Source organism: Muricomes intestini (genome assembly GCF_004346165.1).
GTDB lineage: Bacteria > Bacillota > Clostridia > Lachnospirales > Lachnospiraceae > Muricomes > Muricomes intestini.
Genome location: NZ_SLZZ01000002.1, coordinates 68,104 through 85,987, shown reverse-complemented (window position 1 = coordinate 85,987; position 17,884 = coordinate 68,104). Strand labels below are relative to the sequence as shown.

Below are 17,884 nucleotides of genomic sequence, written 5' to 3'. Positions count from 1 at the left end.
AGGGATGTTAAAGACGCTATTGGTTGATGATGATTATCTGGTGCGGAGTTATTTGAAAATCCTGCCGGCCTGGACAGCGGCCGGATTTGAAATTGCAGCTGATGTAAGAGACGGTGAAGAAGCCCTTAAGGTGTTGGAGGAGCAGCAAATAGACCTGATTGTAACGGATATTACCATGCCTTTGATGGATGGCATAGAATTGATCCGGAAGGTTCGCCGCAGGGATAAAAATACATATATTATCGCACTTAGCTGCCACGATGATTTTGAATATGTTAAAGAAGCGATGAAATTAGGGGCCGATGAATATGTTCTTAAAAATACATTGGAGGATGATACTTTAAGACCGATTCTTCTTCAGGCTAAAGAGAAAATTCACTGCCAGCAAACGGAGATAACAGAAGGTTCAGGAGGAAAGAGGTTAGAGTTATTAAGTGATGATTCAGAATTTCTTTTTTTTAATAAAGCATTGTCGGAGGGGACCGGTGATAAAGAGACCGAGGAGATGCGGCAAAATATGGGGATTCCTTTTTCTTTTTATAATTGTGCGGTAGTCAGTATAGTGATGGAAGGTGCAGGCGAGCATGAGGAGCAGTGGTTCGATCTGGACATGGAGCAGTATTTTCGGAAATTCCGCAACAGGCTTTATGAGGCCCTGAAAAAATTCCAGGGGACGGCAGAATTTACCGGAGAAATTGTTTATCTGGGGATGGGAACCTTTTGTTGTTTCCTGGACTTATCAGAAGAATGTAAAAGTAGTGTTATGAGGCAGCGGCTTATTCAGACTGCCACCTCATGCTTTCGTATTTGCCGCAATGAGCCTTATTCCTTCAGATTGGGAGCAAGCGATGTCTGCATGGGAGCCAAGTCTCTGAGACAGGCCTATCAACAATCTCGGGAGGCACTTAAAGCTGGTTTTTACGAAGAGAAGCAGATCCTTTATTATGACGGCGAAAGAGAGGTCTCCAGAGAATTGCCGGAGAAGGCCAGAAAACTTTTGAGACAGACTGAGAGTCTGATGTATAAGAGGGGAAAAGAAGCATTCCTCAGTGCTTGTCTAGATGCGTGTAAAGCCTTTGAGGAGGAACGAACTGCAGGAAAGCTGGTGGTGCAGTGGCTGCAGACTCTGGAGGAATTGCTGGGGAAGGATAAGCATGATCACCATCCGGTTCGGAATATTCAGCAGGTCTATGAAATTCTAAATCGGTTGATGGAGGAAGAGAAGGATGACAGCAAGGCAGCGATTCCAGAACATGTCAGCGAGGCTGTGCGGGTGGCGGCTGAGTTCGCCTGGAAGCATTATCATGAGCATATTGGGTTAAGTGAGGCGGCCGAGGCAGCAGGGGTCAATGCTTCATACTTAAGTTATCTCTTTTCACAGGAAATGGGCGTAGGCTTTTCTGCCTTCCTGCTAAATCAACGGATTAGCCAGGCGAGAAAGCTGCTGGTAAAGACCAGTCTCAGTGTTAAAGAGATTGCCTCCAAGTCTGGTTTTAATGATTACCAATATTTTTCCAAAATCTTTAAAAAGCAGGTGGGACTCAGCCCGGTGCGCTACCGGCAAACTTCTTCCAAAAACTAATGTCAGCAAACTAGATAAATTTAAAAGAGAACATGTACTTAGGTAGGTGTTCTTTTTTGCCCAAAAATATTACCTAAAAATAAGACAAAAACTTTGAATTCCAGTAAGCAGCCAAAAAATATACCCGCAAATCAAAAAAACTCCAAATATGAAATGGACAATTATCCTGCTATACTGAGGCCAGAGTAAGGGAAAGGAGGAAAGAGATGAAAAAGATCCGAATTGGTTCAATCGGTCTGGGGCGATTGGGCTATGAGCATGCAGTAAACATCGCTGCCAGGGTTCCCGGTGCAGAGCTTAAAGCATTGTGTGATGTAGATAAGGAAAAGCTGAGGAATGTAGCCGGACAGTTGGGCGTTGAACAAACCTATGAAGATTACGAACAAATGTGCAAAGACCCTGAGCTTGATGCTATCTGCATTGTTTCACCCTCAGATCTGCACACAAAACAGATCCGGACTGCCCTTGATAACGGGAAGCATGTTTTCTGTGAAAAGCCCCTTGACACAATGGTAGAAAAGTGCCGGGAAGCAGAACAGATTGTGGCAGCACACCCGGAACAAGTATTTATGCTGGGCTTTATGAGGCGCTATGATTATTCTTACCGTAAGGCCAAAGAAAAAATTGACCGGGGGGATATAGGCAGGATTATTTTGATACGGGCTTATACTCAGGATCCGCTGGCAACTATCGAAAGCACTCTTAAATTTGCGCCTCACAGTGGAGGCCAATTTCTGGACATGTGTGTTCACGACATCGATTTGTGCAGTTGGTTCACAGGCGGTCAAAAGCCCAAGGAATTGTGGGCGGTCGGAGGTTGTTTTGCCTATCCCCAGTACAGAGAGTTAAACGACGGAGATAACGTAAGCTGCCTGATCCAATACGAAGACGAAACCATGGCCTTCTTATTTGCCGGCAGGGCTGCCGCCCATGGCTGTAATGTGGAGACAGAAATTATCGGCACCAAAGGTACTCTCCGAATTGGCTCGGTGGGGACAGACAGCATGCTTGAGGTGTTAAGTGAAAATGGCGTATGCAGGGAGTGTTATCCTGATTTTATGTACCGCTGGCATGATGCTTACATAGCCGAGATGGAAGAGTTTGTTAATTGTATCAGAGAAGGCCGTAAACCAGGTGTTACTGTCTATGACGGTACACTGGCCTCCGAAACAGCTTATAGGTGTAAAGAGTCATTTGAAACAGGGAAAAAACTATCATTCAGGGAAAATTAAAGGGAGAAGAGAAGATGAAAAAGAGAATTTTAGCAATCTTAATGGTAATGGCGATGAGCACAGCGTTAGTAGCATGCGGCGGTAATCAGAAGAGTGCCGGCGGTGATGGAGAAAAAGCTGACAGTAATAATGAGCAGAGTGCAGAAGGCGGGGATTTAGCTGTTAATGTAATTTTAAAGACCACCGCTTCCGAATATTGGGGCTATGTGGTCGCAGGATGCGAAAATTATGGGAAAGACCACCCGGAGGTTAAAGTAAATGTTCAGGGGGCTTCTTCGGAGACGGCTTATGATGAACAATTAAATATTATTGAAACCAACCTGGCTTCAGGCGAATATGACGGCTTTGTTATTGCACCCCTGCAGGCAGATATGGTGGTAAAACAAATTGCAGGCGAGAAGAAGCCGATTATTGCCGTTGATACTGCTATTGATGCGCCGGAGGTTCTTTCCTTTGTCGGAACCGGCAATGAGACTGCGGCATATGAAGGTGGAAAAGCAGCGGTAGAAATGGCAAAAGAAGCCGGCTGGGAAGAACTTAAAGCAATTTCTATTTCCGGGGTTGAAGGTGACTCTACGGCAACGGCAAGGCTTACGGGCTATGAAAAAGGGGTAACGGAAGCCGGAGGTGAATTCCTTAAGGATGAAATCCAGTATGCAGATGCCGTTGCGGATAAAGCCTATGCCAGCATGGAAGCTGTTATGCAAAATCATCCGGAAGGTATTGCCATGATTGTATGCAACAATGATGATATGGCTATTGCCGCTGCCAGGGCTGCTGCAGGTAATAAAGCATATGAGAAGACTATTTTTGTCGGATTTGACGGTATTCAGTCTGCATGCGAGGCAATTCTGTCCGGTGAGGAGACGATGTCAATAGCCCAAAATGCTTATGAGATGGGGTACAAAGCAGTTGAAATTTGTGTGGAAGCCATTAATGGCGGAAAGGTTGATGAATTTATCGATTCCGGAAGTGCAATCGTTAATAAAGACAATGCACAGGAACAGCTGGATACTTTAAAGTCTTATCTGGGGCAATAGTTAAGACTCCGAGATGAGGAGGAATACAATGAGTGATTATGTAGTAGAGCTAAAAAATGTCACCAAGCGTTTTCCCGGCGTAGTGGCTCTCAAAAATATGGGAATTCAGATTAAGCCAGGAGAGATCCACGGCCTAATTGGTGAAAACGGGGCAGGAAAGTCTACTCTGATTAAGGTCTTAACCGGGGTCTACCAGGCGGAAGAAGGACAGATTTTTATAGGCGGAAAGGAAGAAAAGTTTCGCAATCCCAATGAATCAGCTGCGGCCGGAGTGGCATGTGTCTACCAGGAGCTCAATATTGAGAAGCTGCTAAGCATTACTGACAATATCTTTATGAATAAATGGATCAGGAAAAAATCCGGTTTGCTGGATTATGGAGCTATGAACAAAAGGGCCAAAGAAGTAATGGCGTCTTTGGGGGTCGATGTCGACCCCACAAAGGCAGCCGGCACCTTCGGTATGGGTGTTCAGCAGATGATTGAGATTGCCAAAGCAATTTTAATTGACGCTAAGATGATTATCATGGATGAGCCGACTTCTTCCCTGGGCGGAAAGGAAGTTGATCTGCTGATGACAATCTGCCGCAAGCTAAAAAGTCAGAACATTGCTATTCTATTTGTCTCTCACAAGCTGGAAGAATTATTTGAACTGTGTGACAGCGTAACGGTAATGCGGGACGGTGAGCATATCTGGACTAAGAAAATCAGTGAGACTGACAATGACGACCTGATTACCGGTATGGTGGGCCGTTCAATGGAGCAGATGTTTATTAAAGACCCGGCTGAGCAGGGGGAATGTGCCTTAAAGGTGGAACATCTGGAGGAAGGCGGCGTCTTTCATGATATAAGCTTTGAAGCCTATTATGGCCAGATTCTTGGGTTTGCCGGGCTGGTGGGTGCCGGGCGCTCCGAATTAATGAGGGCCATTTTCGGGGCAGATCCTCTTGATGGAGGAAAGATTTATATTAACGGAAAAGAAGTAAAAATCAAAAGTCCCCGCCATGCAATCAGGCACGGCATAGCCTTTTTAACTGAAGACCGAAAAGGGCAGGGGCTGATTCTGGGAAATACTGTTCAGACCAATCTGATTCTGGCAAATTTAAAGGGGTATTGTAAAGGCCTCTTTATTGATGATAAAAAAGTGGAAGAAGTCGGAGAACAAAATCTTAAGTCACTGCGGATCAAGACACCTTCCCAGCAGGAAATCGTAGGCCAGCTATCCGGTGGGAATCAGCAAAAGGTAGTTATCGGTAAATGGATAAATTGTAATGCTGATATCTATATTTTTGATGAACCAACCAGAGGCATTGATGTCGGGGCAAAGGTGGAGGTCTACAATGTAATGAATAATCTGGTGAAATCCGGTAAATGTGTGATTATGATTTCTTCAGAGATGCCGGAAATACTGGGCATGTCCGACCGCATTATCGTTATGCGGGAGGGCCGCATCATGGCGACAATTACGCAGGAAAGCGAAAGCTTCAATCAGGAGGATATTATGAAAGCTGCTTGGGGAGGAGAAATTGATGAGTAAAGGAAAATTAAAGTCAAAGAATAAATTTGCAGATCGATTGGGGACCTTGGGAGCTCTGCTGGTATTATGTATCATCCTGTCATTTGCCACAAAGAATTTTTTAACTCAATCGAATATCATGAACATTTTTAAGCAGACCTCGGTAAATGCCTTGATTTCTACCGGAATGCTGGTTTGCCTGATCACTGCCGGGATTGATTTGTCAGTGGGGGCTAATGCCATTTTCTGTACCTGTATGATGGGGATGCTGTTACAAAAGGGTGTTACCAATCCTTTTATCATGATTTTGGTGGGGATCCTTTCGGGAGTACTGGTGGGATTTATCAACGGAACACTTTTAACGAGGCTGCATTTGCCTCACCCCTTTGTTTCAACCCTAGGTATGAAGAATGTATTGTGGGGATTAGCTCTTTTAGTAGTAAATTCCCAGATTGTTTCGGGATTTCCCTCTCAGGTGACCTGGCTGGGGTCGGCAACCTTACCGGCCGGGATTCCGATATTGGGAGGATTTCCTATCAGTTTTATTTTAGTGCTTGTAATCTTTGGGCTGATGAGTGTATTCTTATCTAAAACAACCCTGGGGCGTTCTATTTACTGTGTCGGCGGGAATCCGGAGGCCGCCCGGCTTTCAGGAATTCAATCGGCCAATGTCCTGACTTTTTGCTATATGCTGTCTGGCTTCATGTCATCCCTGGCAGCTATAGTTCTAATCGGCCGGGGCGGTATTGCCAATGGGGCAAATGCGATTCAGCCTTATGACACGGATGCCATTGCTGCTTGTATTATTGGCGGGGCTTCCTTCATGGGCGGGAAAGGAACCATGAGCGGTACTCTGATAGGTGCGTTAATTATCACTGTAATCCGTAATGGTTTGCAGCTCCTGAGTGTATCCACAGCGGTACAGAATATTGTGATAGGTCTGGTGATCATTCTGGCAGTGCTGCTTGATGTTACACGGGAAAGAATGGAAGCAAAGGCCCGCAGATTAGCAACTCAATAAAAACATAATATGTAAAAGGAGAAGAAGAGATGCTTAAAATTGGTGTGATTGGCTGTGGAGCGATTGGAAAGAAACATATACACCGCCTCCAGTACCTGATTCCGCAGTCAGAAGTAGTAGCCTGCGCTGACTATTTTGTTGAGGCAGCGCAGAAGGTTTCAGAGCTTTACGGTGTAGCTGGGGTTTATGAAACCGGAGAAGAGCTGATTCATGCTCCGGAGGTAGAGGCGGTAGTGATTACCTCTTCTGATGATTCCCATGCAAAATATGTGTTGGAAGCTGTAAAACTGGGTAAACAGGTCTTTTGTGAAAAGCCGCTGGCGGTTACCGCGGCTGACTGTGAAGCTATTATGGAGGAAGAAGAAAAACATAATAAGAAGCTGGTACAGGTAGGATTTATGCGCCGCTATGATCCCGGGTATGCTGAAATGAAGCGGGTGATCGATTCAGGAGAATTAGGTGCTCCACTGATGATCCATGCCTGCCACCGAAACGTTGCACAGGGGCCTGGCTTTAAAACTGAAATGGGTATCACCAATGTAGCAATTCACGAACTGGATGTCTGCCGCTGGCTCCTGGGAGCTGAATATAAAAATGCCCAGGTATTGAAAGTAAAACAGTCCTCATGCTCAGAAGGCTATGATAATCCGCAGATTGTGCTCTTAGAGACAGAGGATGGGGGCAGAATAGACGTGGAAGTCCAGGTTGCCGATGGATATGGCTATGATATCCAGTGCCAGGTAGTGTGTGAAAAGGGTACACTTAATCTGCCCGATCCCATGTCGGTTGTTAAAAGGACAGCTGCGACCCGTTCAACCAGGCTTCTGACCGACTGGGCAGACCGCTTTATCGAAGCTTACGATATTGAGATGGCTGACTGGGTGAAAAAGATAATAAACGGCGGACCTGCCGGGCCCTCCTCCTGGGATGGTTATGCGGCTTGCGTGGCAGCAGATGTACTGAATAGATCCCGGGGTACAGACAGATTTTTACCGGTAAAAATGATTGATAAACCGGGTTTATATAAGTAATCAAAAGGAGGTTGAGGCAGATGTTAGAAAAAAATAAAGTCAAACTGGGGATTGCACCGATAGCCTGGACCAATGATGATCTACCTGAGTTGGGTGCTGAGAATACTTTTGAGCAGTGCGTAAGTGAGATGGCACTGGCCGGTTTTACCGGCTCAGAAATCGGAAATAAATATCCAAAGGATCCGGTGGTGTTGAAAAAAGCCCTGGATCTGCGGGGAGTGCAGATCTGTAACTGCTGGTTTTCCACTTTTTTTACCACCGGGCCGGAAGAAGAAACTATCGGAGCCTTTAAAAAGCAATTGGATTTTCTCAGCCAGATGGGAGCCGGAGTGATTGGCTGTTCCGAGCAGGGCGGCAGCATCCAGGGACAGGCAGTGCCGATTTTTGGTGGTCAGAAGCCGGTCTTTACTGATGAAGAATGGGATAAATTGCTGACAGGGATGAATAAGCTGGGGGCCATTGCCAAAGAAAAAGGGATGAAGTGCAGTTTCCATCATCATATGGGAACAGGAGTACAGACACCGGCGGAAATTGACCGGTTCATGGATGGAACGAGTGAGGATGTCTACCTGCTGTTTGACTCCGGCCATATCTATTTTTCTGAAGGTACACAGGAAGCGGTGGATACTCTGATAGATAAATATATCGGACGGATTGCCCATGTTCATCTCAAGGATGTGCGCGAGGAAAAACGCCGGGAGGCTCTGGCTGGAAAGCTGTCCTTCCTTGATGCGGTCAAAAATGGCACCTTTACAGTTCCAGGTGATGGCAGCCTCTCCTTCGAGCATATCTTCAAGGTCTTGGCTGAAAATGACTACACCGGGTGGATGCTGGTGGAGGCAGAGCAGGATCCGGCCAAGGCCAATCCCCTGGAATATGCTATGAAAGCAAGAACGTTTATTCAGGAGAAGACGGGATTGTAGATTTGACTGGGGCGCTTTCACTTTAGCGAAAAAGGGTAAAACGAAAAGAAAAATAAAATATTTTATAATCCCCAAAGTATTTTTGGGTTGAAAGTGATTTAGTCGCACTATGCATTCGTTTGCATAAGTGCGGCTACTTTTTTGCCTCCTGATACCTACGGATTGCTCCGCACTTTGTGCTCCCGCAATCCTAAAAACATTCGAAATCCGCCCTATTCGGGTTACTTTCTCATGTTTTATGGGTCCTAAGGTCATGCTTTTTCATGCAAGCATGAAACGCATGACCTTTTGACCCTGTATCATACCATGTAATAAAAATCACCTGTGTACTGTATTTGAAAAACAGGGTATAAAGAATATTATATACAAAAAATATCATGAATTCTGAAGTATTTCTTTTGAAAAGTCAACTTTAAGATATGATCTTCCCCTATAACAAGGTAAAATAGCACAATAATACAAGATATAAGCAGTTAATATTATACAAAATATGTAAAAGGTATTGACAACCTCTGGCATAAATATTATCATTATACTATGATATACCGTATACGATATACGGTATATGGAATACAGAAAAGACAAAGGCGGCAAAATCTATCATTACAAAACGAGGTGGCATGTTATGAAAACAAGTGCATCAATATCGGTTCAGTTTAACAATATATTTGCTCCCTTTCCCGGAAAAGAATACCAGCAAGCCCTGAAGTGGATAAAGGAAAGCGGCTTTGATGCAGCAGAGCTAATCATCAGTGACCCAGGTCTGCTGGATATCAGTTCTATCCAAAATGGGTTGGCATGGTACAGTTTGAAAGTGTCAACGATTTCAACGGGGCAGGCAGCAGGCATGGAAGGGCTGGCGATGACATCAATGTCAGAGCATATTCGGGCTCTGACACGTAGAAGGCTGGAGGCTGATGTCGATTTTGCTGTGGAATTTGGGAGAGCCAATGTAACAGTTGGATTGATCCGGGGAAAGGGGGGAGATTCTTCTCCTGAAATTGAACGGGAACTTTTGATTCGAGAATTATCTGCTATCGGAGAATATGCAGATAAAAAGGGAATTGTTATCAATCTGGAGCCGATTAACCGCTATGAAGCATCCCTCATCAACTCAACGGAGTCGGGGTGGGAGTTGCTTCGTGATATTGGCAGCCCCTCCAATATTGGACTTTTATATGATACGTTTCACTCTAATATTGAGGACAGGGATATGCAAGGAACAATACATAAGGTCGGAGAATCTATTTCACATGTGCATCTGGCAGATAGCAATCGCAGGCTTCCGGGCGAGGGGCATATTGATTTCAGGAGCATCACCAGAACTTTGCAGGAAATTGGATATGCTGGCTATGTATCATTGGAAGTCCTAAATTTGCCAAATGCGGCACATGTGATCCACAATGCAGGAAAACAGGTCAGAGAATTATTTTGAGAAAGAGGGATAAAAAATATGAAGGTTGATTTTAAGGTGACAGGAAAGACAGCTGTCATTACAGGAGCAGGCGGTATTATCTGTGGTGAGATGGCAAAGGAAATGGCGGCAAAAGGTATGCAAGTGGCTCTTCTGGATTTGTTTGAGGATAAAGCCCAGGCGGTAGCAGATGAGATTAATGAAAAAGGCGGGACAGCTATCGCCTGTGCCACTGATGTTTTAAAACGGGAGAGTCTGGAAGCGGCAAAGAAATTTGTCCTGGATCACTTTGAGTCAATAGATGTGCTGATTAATGGGGCAGGCGGAAACAAAAAGGGTGCAACCACAAGTTGTGAGCAGGATTTCTTTCATATTGCTATTGAAGATCTAAGATGGGTTTTTGATTTGAATGTAATGGGAGCTGTTTTGACGACGCAGGTATTCGGAGAAGTTTTCGCAGAGAAAAAAGCTGGGAATGTTATTAATATTGCTTCCATGGCATCCATGATTCCATTGACAAATACAATCGCATATTCCGGTGCAAAAGCAGCTGTTGCTAATTTTACACAGTGGATGGCAGTACATTTTAATCAAAATTACGGCCAAGAGATAAGGGTGAATGCGATTGCACCGGGATTCCTTCTAACGCAGCAAAATCAATTTCTGATGCAGAAAGAAGATGGAGCTCCCACGGAACGGGGACAGAAAGTACTGGATAAAACACCAATGGGACGCTATGGTGATCCAATTGAGATGGCCGGTCCGGTTATCTGGCTGTGCTCGGAAGCAGCATCATTTGTAAATGGAGCAGTAATCCCTATCGACGGAGGGTTCTCCGCATATTGGGGTGTTTAGGAGGAGAAAGGGAAAATGCGAAAAATTAAAATTCAGGATTTAAAAGATTTCTGTAAAGCAGCGCTTGTCAAAGAGGGACTTCGTGAAGACTATGCAAAAATCTGCGGAGAGGTGCTTGCAGAGACCGATGCACTTGGTACTAATTCCCATGGAACCAAGAATCTGTATGGTTACATAAAAAAAATTCGTGTGGGTGGCATTGACATCCATGCAGAACCGCAGATTGTCAAAGAAGGTCCGGGATTTGCAGTTATGAATGCAGAAAAATGTATTGGTATGGTACCTTCCGTCAAAGCAATGGAGGTGGCATGTGAGAAGGCAAAAAAAACAGGACTCGGACTTGTTACTGTAAAGAACAGTTGTCATTTTGGGGCAGCCGGTTACTATGCAAATATTGCGGCTCATAAAGGCATGATTGGATTGTCCATGAGTAATGTTGATCCAAATATGACAGTGCCGGGAGCAAAAGGCATGTTGATAGGCAATAATCCTTTTGCCTACGCGGCTCCTGCCAATACGACACCTACTGTTTTTTTGGATGTGGCAATGAGTAACGTAGCTTCTTTGAAGGTTGTACAGGCAAAGAAAGATAGAAAATCCATTCCGGATACATGGATTGTTGATAAAGATGGACTCCCGACGGCAGATCCCAGCAATTATCCTGATGAAGGAGCAATGCAGCCATTTGCCCGGCATAAAGGATATGGCTTTGCGGTTATGGTGGAACTACTGACGGGAATACTTTCCGGCGGATGTACAAGTATCGGAGGAGATATTGTAAGCTGGTGCTTTGAGCCAGAAAAACCGAACAATGTATGTCATGCTTTTATGGCAGTCGATGCAGAACAGTTCCTGGGAGAAGGCGTTCTGGCAGGACGCATGGAAGAGATGTCACGAGAATTGCGGCAGGCACCTAAGGCAAAAGGCTCTGAGCGGATTTACACACCGGGTGAAATTGAGTGGGAGAAATATAAGGTGGCATATGAAGAAGGATTTACAATACCGGAGGATGTTCTTATATCTTTGCAGGAACTTTCAGCAGATGTAAAAATACCATTAAAAACCTATTGAGAGAGGAAGAAATGAATAATCTAGAAAAAATGAGGACGACAGGTATCGTTCCGGTGGTTGTACTTGAAGATGCATCAAATGCAATTCAGACTGCAAAAGCGCTGCTGGATGGGAGTTAAGATTATCAAATTTTTTCCGGCTAATGTGTACGGGGGACTTGCCGCAATGAAAAAACTGGCAGCACCTTTTACAGACATAAGATTTATTCCTACGGGCGGTATAAACCAGGGTAATCTTGAAGAATATGCAAAAGTCGGTTTTGTCTTCGCAGTGGGTGGAAGCTGGATGTGCAGTAGAAAGGAAATTGCAGAAAGAAAGTTCGGTGAAATCACGGAAAAGTGTAAGGTGGCGAGAGAAGCTTATCTTGGCTATGAGGTTGCCCATGTAGGCATCAATACATCTTGCGGTGCGGACAAACAATATCGATGCGGCAATTGCAGATTTGAATAAAAAAGGTTTTGAGACAGATATGAAAACCGTGAAATATAAAGGAGCAGATATAATTGCAGTGTATTTGAAGCAGGAGTTCGGCGGATTTGCAGTCCACCTGCTACAAAAATAAACCAAAAAAGGGAGGATAAAAGACATGAAATGTAAACAAGCGTTTTTGTATGGACCTCATGACCTGCGGGTTGAAGAGGTAGACCTCAGACCAATCACGGATGATGAAGTTCTGGTGAAGGTGTATGCCTGCGGCGTCTGTGGTTCCGATGTGGAGATGCTGGAAGGGAAGACGAAGGAAGGCCGTTATGATATCCAGCCTTTTGTGCCCGGGCATGAGTTTGCAGGAAAAGTTGTCGAAGTGGGCAGGAATGTGAAGACAATCAAAGTTGGACATAAGGTAACAAGCGAGTGTGTCGTAGCTTGTGGGATATGCCAGAACTGCAAAGATGGTCTAATGCCGTCAGCCTGCCTCAATTTCAAGGAAATCGGGTTCGGGCCGGATACTCCGGGAGGAATGGGTGAGTATCTGATCTGTGATGAGCACAACCTTCATAGGCTCCCGGATAACTGGGACTATGTGGATGGTGCGTGGGTTGAACCATTTTCCATAGGCTATTTCTCCATCTGGGGAAATGGAGGATACGTAGATGCATCCGATACGGCGCTGGTTTTCGGCTGCGGGCCAATAGGTATTTCCTCGTTGATTGTTGCTAAAACAGCAAATGCACGCACGATTATGGTAGACCCACTTCCGAACAGACGTGAAATCGCGAAGGAGTTCGGCGCTGATTATACATTGGATCCCACCTCACCTAATTTCTATCAGGAAGTGAAAGATATCTGTGGAGGCGGAGGCCCGTCCCTGATTCAGGAGTGTTCAGGCAATGATGCTGCCGTCAACGCTGTATTTCAGATTGCCGGACATAACTGCCGTGTGAGCTTCACGGGACATACGGCTGGCCATGAAATTCCTGTGGAAATCGGCCAGATTAATTGGAGAACGCTGCGCATCAAAGGCTCCGGGGGAACCGACCACTTTACACCGCGTACGATACGATTTATGAGCCAGATCCGCGATAAAGTAGATTTTAAGAAACTGACAACCGATTATTTTGACTTCAAAGATATCCACAAGGCATTTGATAAAGCTATGAATGATAAAAAGAATGTTATAAAAGTGATGCTGACTTTTGGCAATCAAAATGAATAAGGAGGCAATTCAAGTGAAAAAAAGACTTCTGGCATTAGCTCTTGCTTCTGCACTTATAACTGCAATGGCAGGCTGTGGGTCATCCTCTAAGAAAGAGATCCCAGATAATAGCTCGAACAGTAATTCTGAATCGTCATCGACGGCTTCTAAAGAAAAACAGACTATTGAATTCTGGATGCTGCCTCTGATAGATGAGGTAAAAATCAAAGAAATGGTGGACGAATTTAATGCTCAGAGTGAGACGACCCAGGTCAATTTGAATGTTCTGCCCTGGACAGACGGCCGTGATCAGATTAAGCAGGCTGTCGCAGCAGGATCCGGACCAGATGTATTTTATTTGTCTGCGGGTCTTGATTCAACCATGGTAGAGGCAGACCTGCTACTTCCTTTGGAACAGAATGGCTATACTGAAGAGGAAATAGACAGGTATGATTCTCTGATCGATGCAAGCATAGTTGAGGATCATCTTTATGCAGCTCCTATTAGTTATGAAGCTTACCTTATGTATTACCGCACAGATATAATGAAAGAATATGGATTTGATAAGTTGCCTGAAAGCTGGGATGAGGTCAAAACCATGGCTGCCGCCATCACCAAACAGTCAGGCGGAGACGTGATGGGTTTTCAGTTCAAAGGTGCAGATGATCAGCTAAATGCAATTAATTATAGTTGGGAAAATGTTTTTGCCGACTATGGCGGCGAATATCTTGATATGGAAACTATGACATCCACAGAAAACTCTGAGGCCGGGGTAAAGGCACTGGAATTTATGAAGAGCTTTTACAGTAAAGGCATCAGTGATTTCGGTACCAGCGCCAATACAGCTTTTCGCGAAGGGGCCCTGGCTATGTACTGCTTCACCAATGGGCCGCTTATCAGTGAAAAATTTGTGGGTGACAAAGATCTTGAAGGTAAATGGACGGTTGGCCCCATGCTCGGCTCCAGTGGATATGTTGGCGGTCATGCATTGTGTGCAAGTGCGGCAACAAAGTATCCGGAAAACTGTGTTGAGTTTATGAAGTGGTTCACATCTCCAGAGAAAGCGCCGGTATGGATGAGTGAAGTTTTTGGGATTCAGCCTTACAATGTCGACAAACTGACAGCTGAACAAAAGGCTGCAATTGATGAGATGTATCAGACCGAACCCGTCATTTGGGAAGCATTAAACGCATCGGCTAAGAAAGCCTCCGTGGAACTTTTCTCTCAGGCAAGGTACGGCTATACTGCACGTTGGGATGCACAAAAACGTTTAATCATTTCCGCCCTGAACGGCGAGATGGAAGTTGAAGATGTATTAAAGCAGATTGACCTTGAAGTTAACCAATCTATGTAATATTTCAATCATTAACTAAATAAAGCTGGCGTTTGTGAAAAGCGCTCATGTAGCGGTGGGCCCCATGAGTGCTTTTCGTGCAATTAATCTGATTTTGATTTTCGCCGGTACACGGGAAGCCCTTAAAGGGGTTCAGAAAAATCAGATAGAAAGGATTTAATGGGTTATGTCAATGGAACAAAAAAATCCCCGCACAGTGGCTTTAAAACCGAAAACCAGGAATACACTCCAGGCATATATGTTTTTTCTGCCCGCTGCTGCATTTTTAATTTTATTTATGATCTGGCCAATGATTAACTCGGCGTTTTACAGTGTATTCAAGTGGAATCTGGCAGGTAATAAAAGCTTTGTGGGGCTGGATAATTACAAATTTATGTTATTTCAGGACAGCAGTTTTCGCCGTGCGTTATTAAATACTATCATATACACCATATTCAATATGGGACTCACACTGGTGCTGTCCATGGTATGCGCTCTGCTTTTCCAAAAACAGAGCCGCATGAGTGTGGTTGGGCGCTGCCTCGTATTCATTCCCGTCGTTGTACCCATCACTGTGATGGGCATGGTATGGAAGATGATGTACGATCCACAATACGGTTTCATCAACCAGGTTCTGAGTATGCTGAATATTACAGGCCCTTCCTGGCTGTACGACTCTAATATAGCACTCCTGGCAGTGACCATATTCAATGTCTGGAAAGAGTATGGTCTGTACACACTCATACTGATCGGTGGACTTCAGAAAATTCCACAGGATTTATATGAAGTGGCAGATGTGGAGGGGGCCAACTCATGGCAGAAATTCTGGAAAATCACGCTGCCCATGCTAAAGCCAATCATGTATTTTGTAACGACAATCCTGCTTATTAATTCATTTAAGGCTTTCGATCATATCTGGGTAATGACGGGGGGCGGACCCGGAAATGCTACAACAACAGTGGTTACATATCTTTACGCCAAGGTACGCGACAATGTCGGCCTGGCTTCGGCCGCCTCGTTCTTCCTGTTTTTAATTGTGGCGTTATTTACCTTTATTAAGTCTGTGATAGGAAAAGGAGGTGAAGTGGATGAATAATAAAAAACTAAGGCTGCTGCCCGTGGTAAAGTTTATCATTGTACTGTGCACATGTCTATTTTCATTATTGCCCTTCTTTATTATGTTTAAGGGTTCTTTTGAGAGTTATAACAACATTGTCTCACTTCAGTTTCATCTGCTGCCCAAAAATGCAAGTATGTACAATTACTTTGATTTGTTGGCCAATTATGAGTTTTTAAGATGGTTTTTTAATTCTGTATTTGTAGCTATTGCCGCTATAGCGATTAATATTGTCATTGATGTCCTGGCCGCCTACACATTGGCACGGATGGAATATCCGGGCAAAAAAGTCACCAACGCCATGGTTCTTTTTGCACAAATTATTCCAGTGCAGGCAATTGTGGTTCCGTTGTACCTCATGATGGTGAAATGGGGATGGCTTGATACATACAAGGGGTTGATATTGCCTGTGGCAGTTTCCCCTTTTATCATATTCTTTTTGAAGCAGAGTTTTATGCAGATACCCCGTGCGCTGGACGAGGCGGCGATGATTGACGGATGTGGACGTTTTGGTGTATTGACGCAAATCATCCTGCCCAATGCAAAGAGTGCCGTTGGCACCGGTGCTATACTAAAATTCATGTGGGTATGGGGAGATTATATATGGCCGTCCCTGGTCTCTAAAGTCAGCAGTATGAGAACACTGCCGGTAGGCATCGCCGGTTTTCAAAACGCCAGCGGCACGTATCCCTGGAATCTTGTGATGCCGGCTGCAGTGCTGGCTGCCCTGCCTATTATTTTACTTTTTATTTTTCTGCAAAAATATTTTGTGGCGGGGCTTACTGAGGGCGCCGTAAAAGGTTAAGTAAGTTTAAGTTGAAGGAGGTAGCTTATGTTAAAGTACTATGAAGAACCCTCAAAACAAATTCCAATTATACAAAAGGTTGAGGTTCTGGTGGTCGGTGCAGGACCAGCAGGCTTTGGAGCCGCACTGACAGCAGCACGTATGGGCAGAAAAGTTCTTGTTATTGAGCAGTCAGGCGCTGTGGGCGGTATTGCCACCAACGGTATTATGAGCCACTGGACCGGGCATCAGGATGGCGGCTGTTTTGTTGAGCTTCGGGAGCGCGCCAAGGATTGCGAATCCCCTCAGGTCATCAATCCGGAAAAGCTGAAGCTAGTCATGCTTGAGATGCTTTATGAAGCGGGGGCTCAGGTGCAACTGTACACTTTTTTCAGCGATGTCATCATGGAAGGAAATCATGTTGCCGGTGTTATTACAGAAAGCAAATCCGGTCGTGAGGCAATTTTATGCGATATTGTTATCGATTCTACAGGAGATGGCGATGTGGCAGCATACGCCGGCGTTCCCTTTGAAAAGGGCAGGAAAGAGGACAGCGGAATGCAGCCTATGACCATTATGTTCAAGCTTGGGGGCGTGGATATGGATCGGGCGCTGTTTTTCTGGGGCTTTGAGGATACGGTGCAGCTCCCAGAAGGAGATATACAGGCACTCGCCCGGAAGAAATTGCCTGCCCCGGCGGGCCACGTTCTTTTGTATCCATCGTCTCTGCCCGGCACGGTTACAGCCAATATGACAAACGTCATCGGTGTGGACGGCACGGATGTTCGGGAATTAAACCGTGCGGATTACGAGTGCCGGAAGCAGATTAATGAAATAGTGAAATTCCTGCGCAAATATGTGCCAGGTTATGAGGTCTGCTATGTATGCGATTCAGCCAACTCTATCGGTGTTCGTGAGACCCGGCGCTTTGCCGCAGAGTACCAGTTGCATGAGAACGATATTGCCGAAGCACGGAAGTTTGAGGACTGGGTTGTTACCAAATCCCGGTTTTTCTTCGATCTGCACAATGTCTTAGGGCCGGGGCTTGACAGTGATGGCGCATATAAGGCATTTAAACAGGAAAATTGTTATACCATACCCCTGAGGTGCTTCCTGCCCCAGAAGGTGGAGGGGCTTTTGCTCAATGGGCGCAACATCAGTGGTACACATAAGGCTCATTCCAGCTATCGTGTCATGCCTATTTGTGTCAATATGGGGCAGGCAATGGGTGTTGTAGCCAGCCTTAGCATAGAGGAGAAAACAGCCCCCAGAGCGTTGGATATCAAAGAAATCCAGAGTGTTCTGCGCTCGCAGAACGTCGATCTGTAAGGAGGA

The 17,884-nt window shown here is 45.1% G+C and carries 16 protein-coding genes; all 16 read left to right on the top strand.

Translation table 11 applies throughout. The features are described from left to right. Positions 1-4 precede the first annotated feature (4 nt). The 16 genes from EDD59_RS01990 to EDD59_RS01915 all read left to right on the top strand — a co-directional run bounded on the left by EDD59_RS01990 (position 5) and on the right by EDD59_RS01915 (position 17,878). Entirely contained in the window at positions 5-1,582 is a 1,578-nt protein-coding gene (locus EDD59_RS01990; RefSeq protein ID WP_132378380.1) for a response regulator transcription factor, read from the top strand. 206 nt (positions 1,583-1,788) lie between these two features. Then, entirely contained in the window at positions 1,789-2,814 is a 1,026-nt protein-coding gene (locus EDD59_RS01985; protein ID WP_132378378.1) for a Gfo/Idh/MocA family oxidoreductase, read from the top strand. Between the two features lie 14 nt (positions 2,815-2,828). Continuing rightward, positions 2,829-3,854, top strand: coding sequence for a sugar ABC transporter substrate-binding protein (locus tag EDD59_RS01980; RefSeq protein WP_132378376.1), 1,026 nt, complete (start codon positions 2,829-2,831; stop codon positions 3,852-3,854). 28 nt (positions 3,855-3,882) lie between these two features. Next, positions 3,883-5,388 carry a sugar ABC transporter ATP-binding protein gene (locus EDD59_RS01975; RefSeq protein ID WP_132378374.1) on the top strand — a complete coding sequence of 502 codons (1,506 nt, stop codon included), beginning with the start codon at positions 3,883-3,885 and terminating at the stop codon, positions 5,386-5,388. Then, entirely contained in the window at positions 5,381-6,388 is a 1,008-nt protein-coding gene (locus EDD59_RS01970; protein ID WP_132378372.1) for an ABC transporter permease, read from the top strand. Before EDD59_RS01975 ends, EDD59_RS01970 begins: the two co-directional genes overlap by 8 nt. Before the next feature lie 29 nt (positions 6,389-6,417). Next, the gene (locus EDD59_RS01965) at positions 6,418-7,419 is read left to right on the top strand and encodes a Gfo/Idh/MocA family protein (RefSeq protein ID WP_132378370.1); all 1,002 of its coding nucleotides are present in this window, start codon (positions 6,418-6,420) and stop codon (positions 7,417-7,419) included. A 20-nt stretch (positions 7,420-7,439) separates the two neighbouring features. After that, positions 7,440-8,342 (top strand): myo-inosose-2 dehydratase, encoded by a 903-nt coding sequence (iolE, locus tag EDD59_RS01960; protein ID WP_132378368.1) that lies wholly within the window; start codon positions 7,440-7,442, stop codon positions 8,340-8,342. Between the two features lie 625 nt (positions 8,343-8,967). Continuing rightward, positions 8,968-9,777 carry a sugar phosphate isomerase/epimerase family protein gene (locus EDD59_RS01955; protein WP_165920834.1) on the top strand — a complete coding sequence of 270 codons (810 nt, stop codon included), beginning with the start codon at positions 8,968-8,970 and terminating at the stop codon, positions 9,775-9,777. Positions 9,778-9,795: 18 nt separating this feature from the next. Next, positions 9,796-10,611: an SDR family oxidoreductase gene (locus tag EDD59_RS01950; protein WP_132378364.1), complete on the top strand. Its 816-nt coding sequence runs from the start codon at positions 9,796-9,798 to the stop codon at positions 10,609-10,611. A gap of 15 nt (positions 10,612-10,626) precedes the next feature. Then, positions 10,627-11,682: an Ldh family oxidoreductase gene (locus EDD59_RS01945; protein WP_132378362.1), complete on the top strand. Its 1,056-nt coding sequence runs from the start codon at positions 10,627-10,629 to the stop codon at positions 11,680-11,682. A gap of 108 nt (positions 11,683-11,790) precedes the next feature. Beyond that, positions 11,791-12,132 (top strand): hypothetical protein, encoded by a 342-nt coding sequence (locus EDD59_RS18005; RefSeq protein WP_243117312.1) that lies wholly within the window; start codon positions 11,791-11,793, stop codon positions 12,130-12,132. 136 nt (positions 12,133-12,268) lie between these two features. Next, entirely contained in the window at positions 12,269-13,336 is a 1,068-nt protein-coding gene (locus tag EDD59_RS01935) for a zinc-dependent alcohol dehydrogenase (RefSeq protein WP_132378360.1), read from the top strand. 13 nt (positions 13,337-13,349) lie between these two features. Further along, entirely contained in the window at positions 13,350-14,669 is a 1,320-nt protein-coding gene (locus EDD59_RS01930; protein WP_165920833.1) for an ABC transporter substrate-binding protein, read from the top strand. 166 nt (positions 14,670-14,835) lie between these two features. After that, positions 14,836-15,744 carry a carbohydrate ABC transporter permease gene (locus tag EDD59_RS01925; RefSeq protein WP_132378356.1) on the top strand — a complete coding sequence of 303 codons (909 nt, stop codon included), beginning with the start codon at positions 14,836-14,838 and terminating at the stop codon, positions 15,742-15,744. Next, positions 15,737-16,570, top strand: coding sequence for a carbohydrate ABC transporter permease (locus tag EDD59_RS01920; RefSeq protein WP_132378354.1), 834 nt, complete (start codon positions 15,737-15,739; stop codon positions 16,568-16,570). The genes EDD59_RS01925 and EDD59_RS01920 overlap by 8 nt, the downstream gene beginning before the upstream one ends. Positions 16,571-16,597: 27 nt before the next feature. Then, positions 16,598-17,878 (top strand): FAD-dependent oxidoreductase, encoded by a 1,281-nt coding sequence (locus EDD59_RS01915; protein WP_132378352.1) that lies wholly within the window; start codon positions 16,598-16,600, stop codon positions 17,876-17,878. The last annotated feature ends 6 nt before the right edge of the window (positions 17,879-17,884 follow it).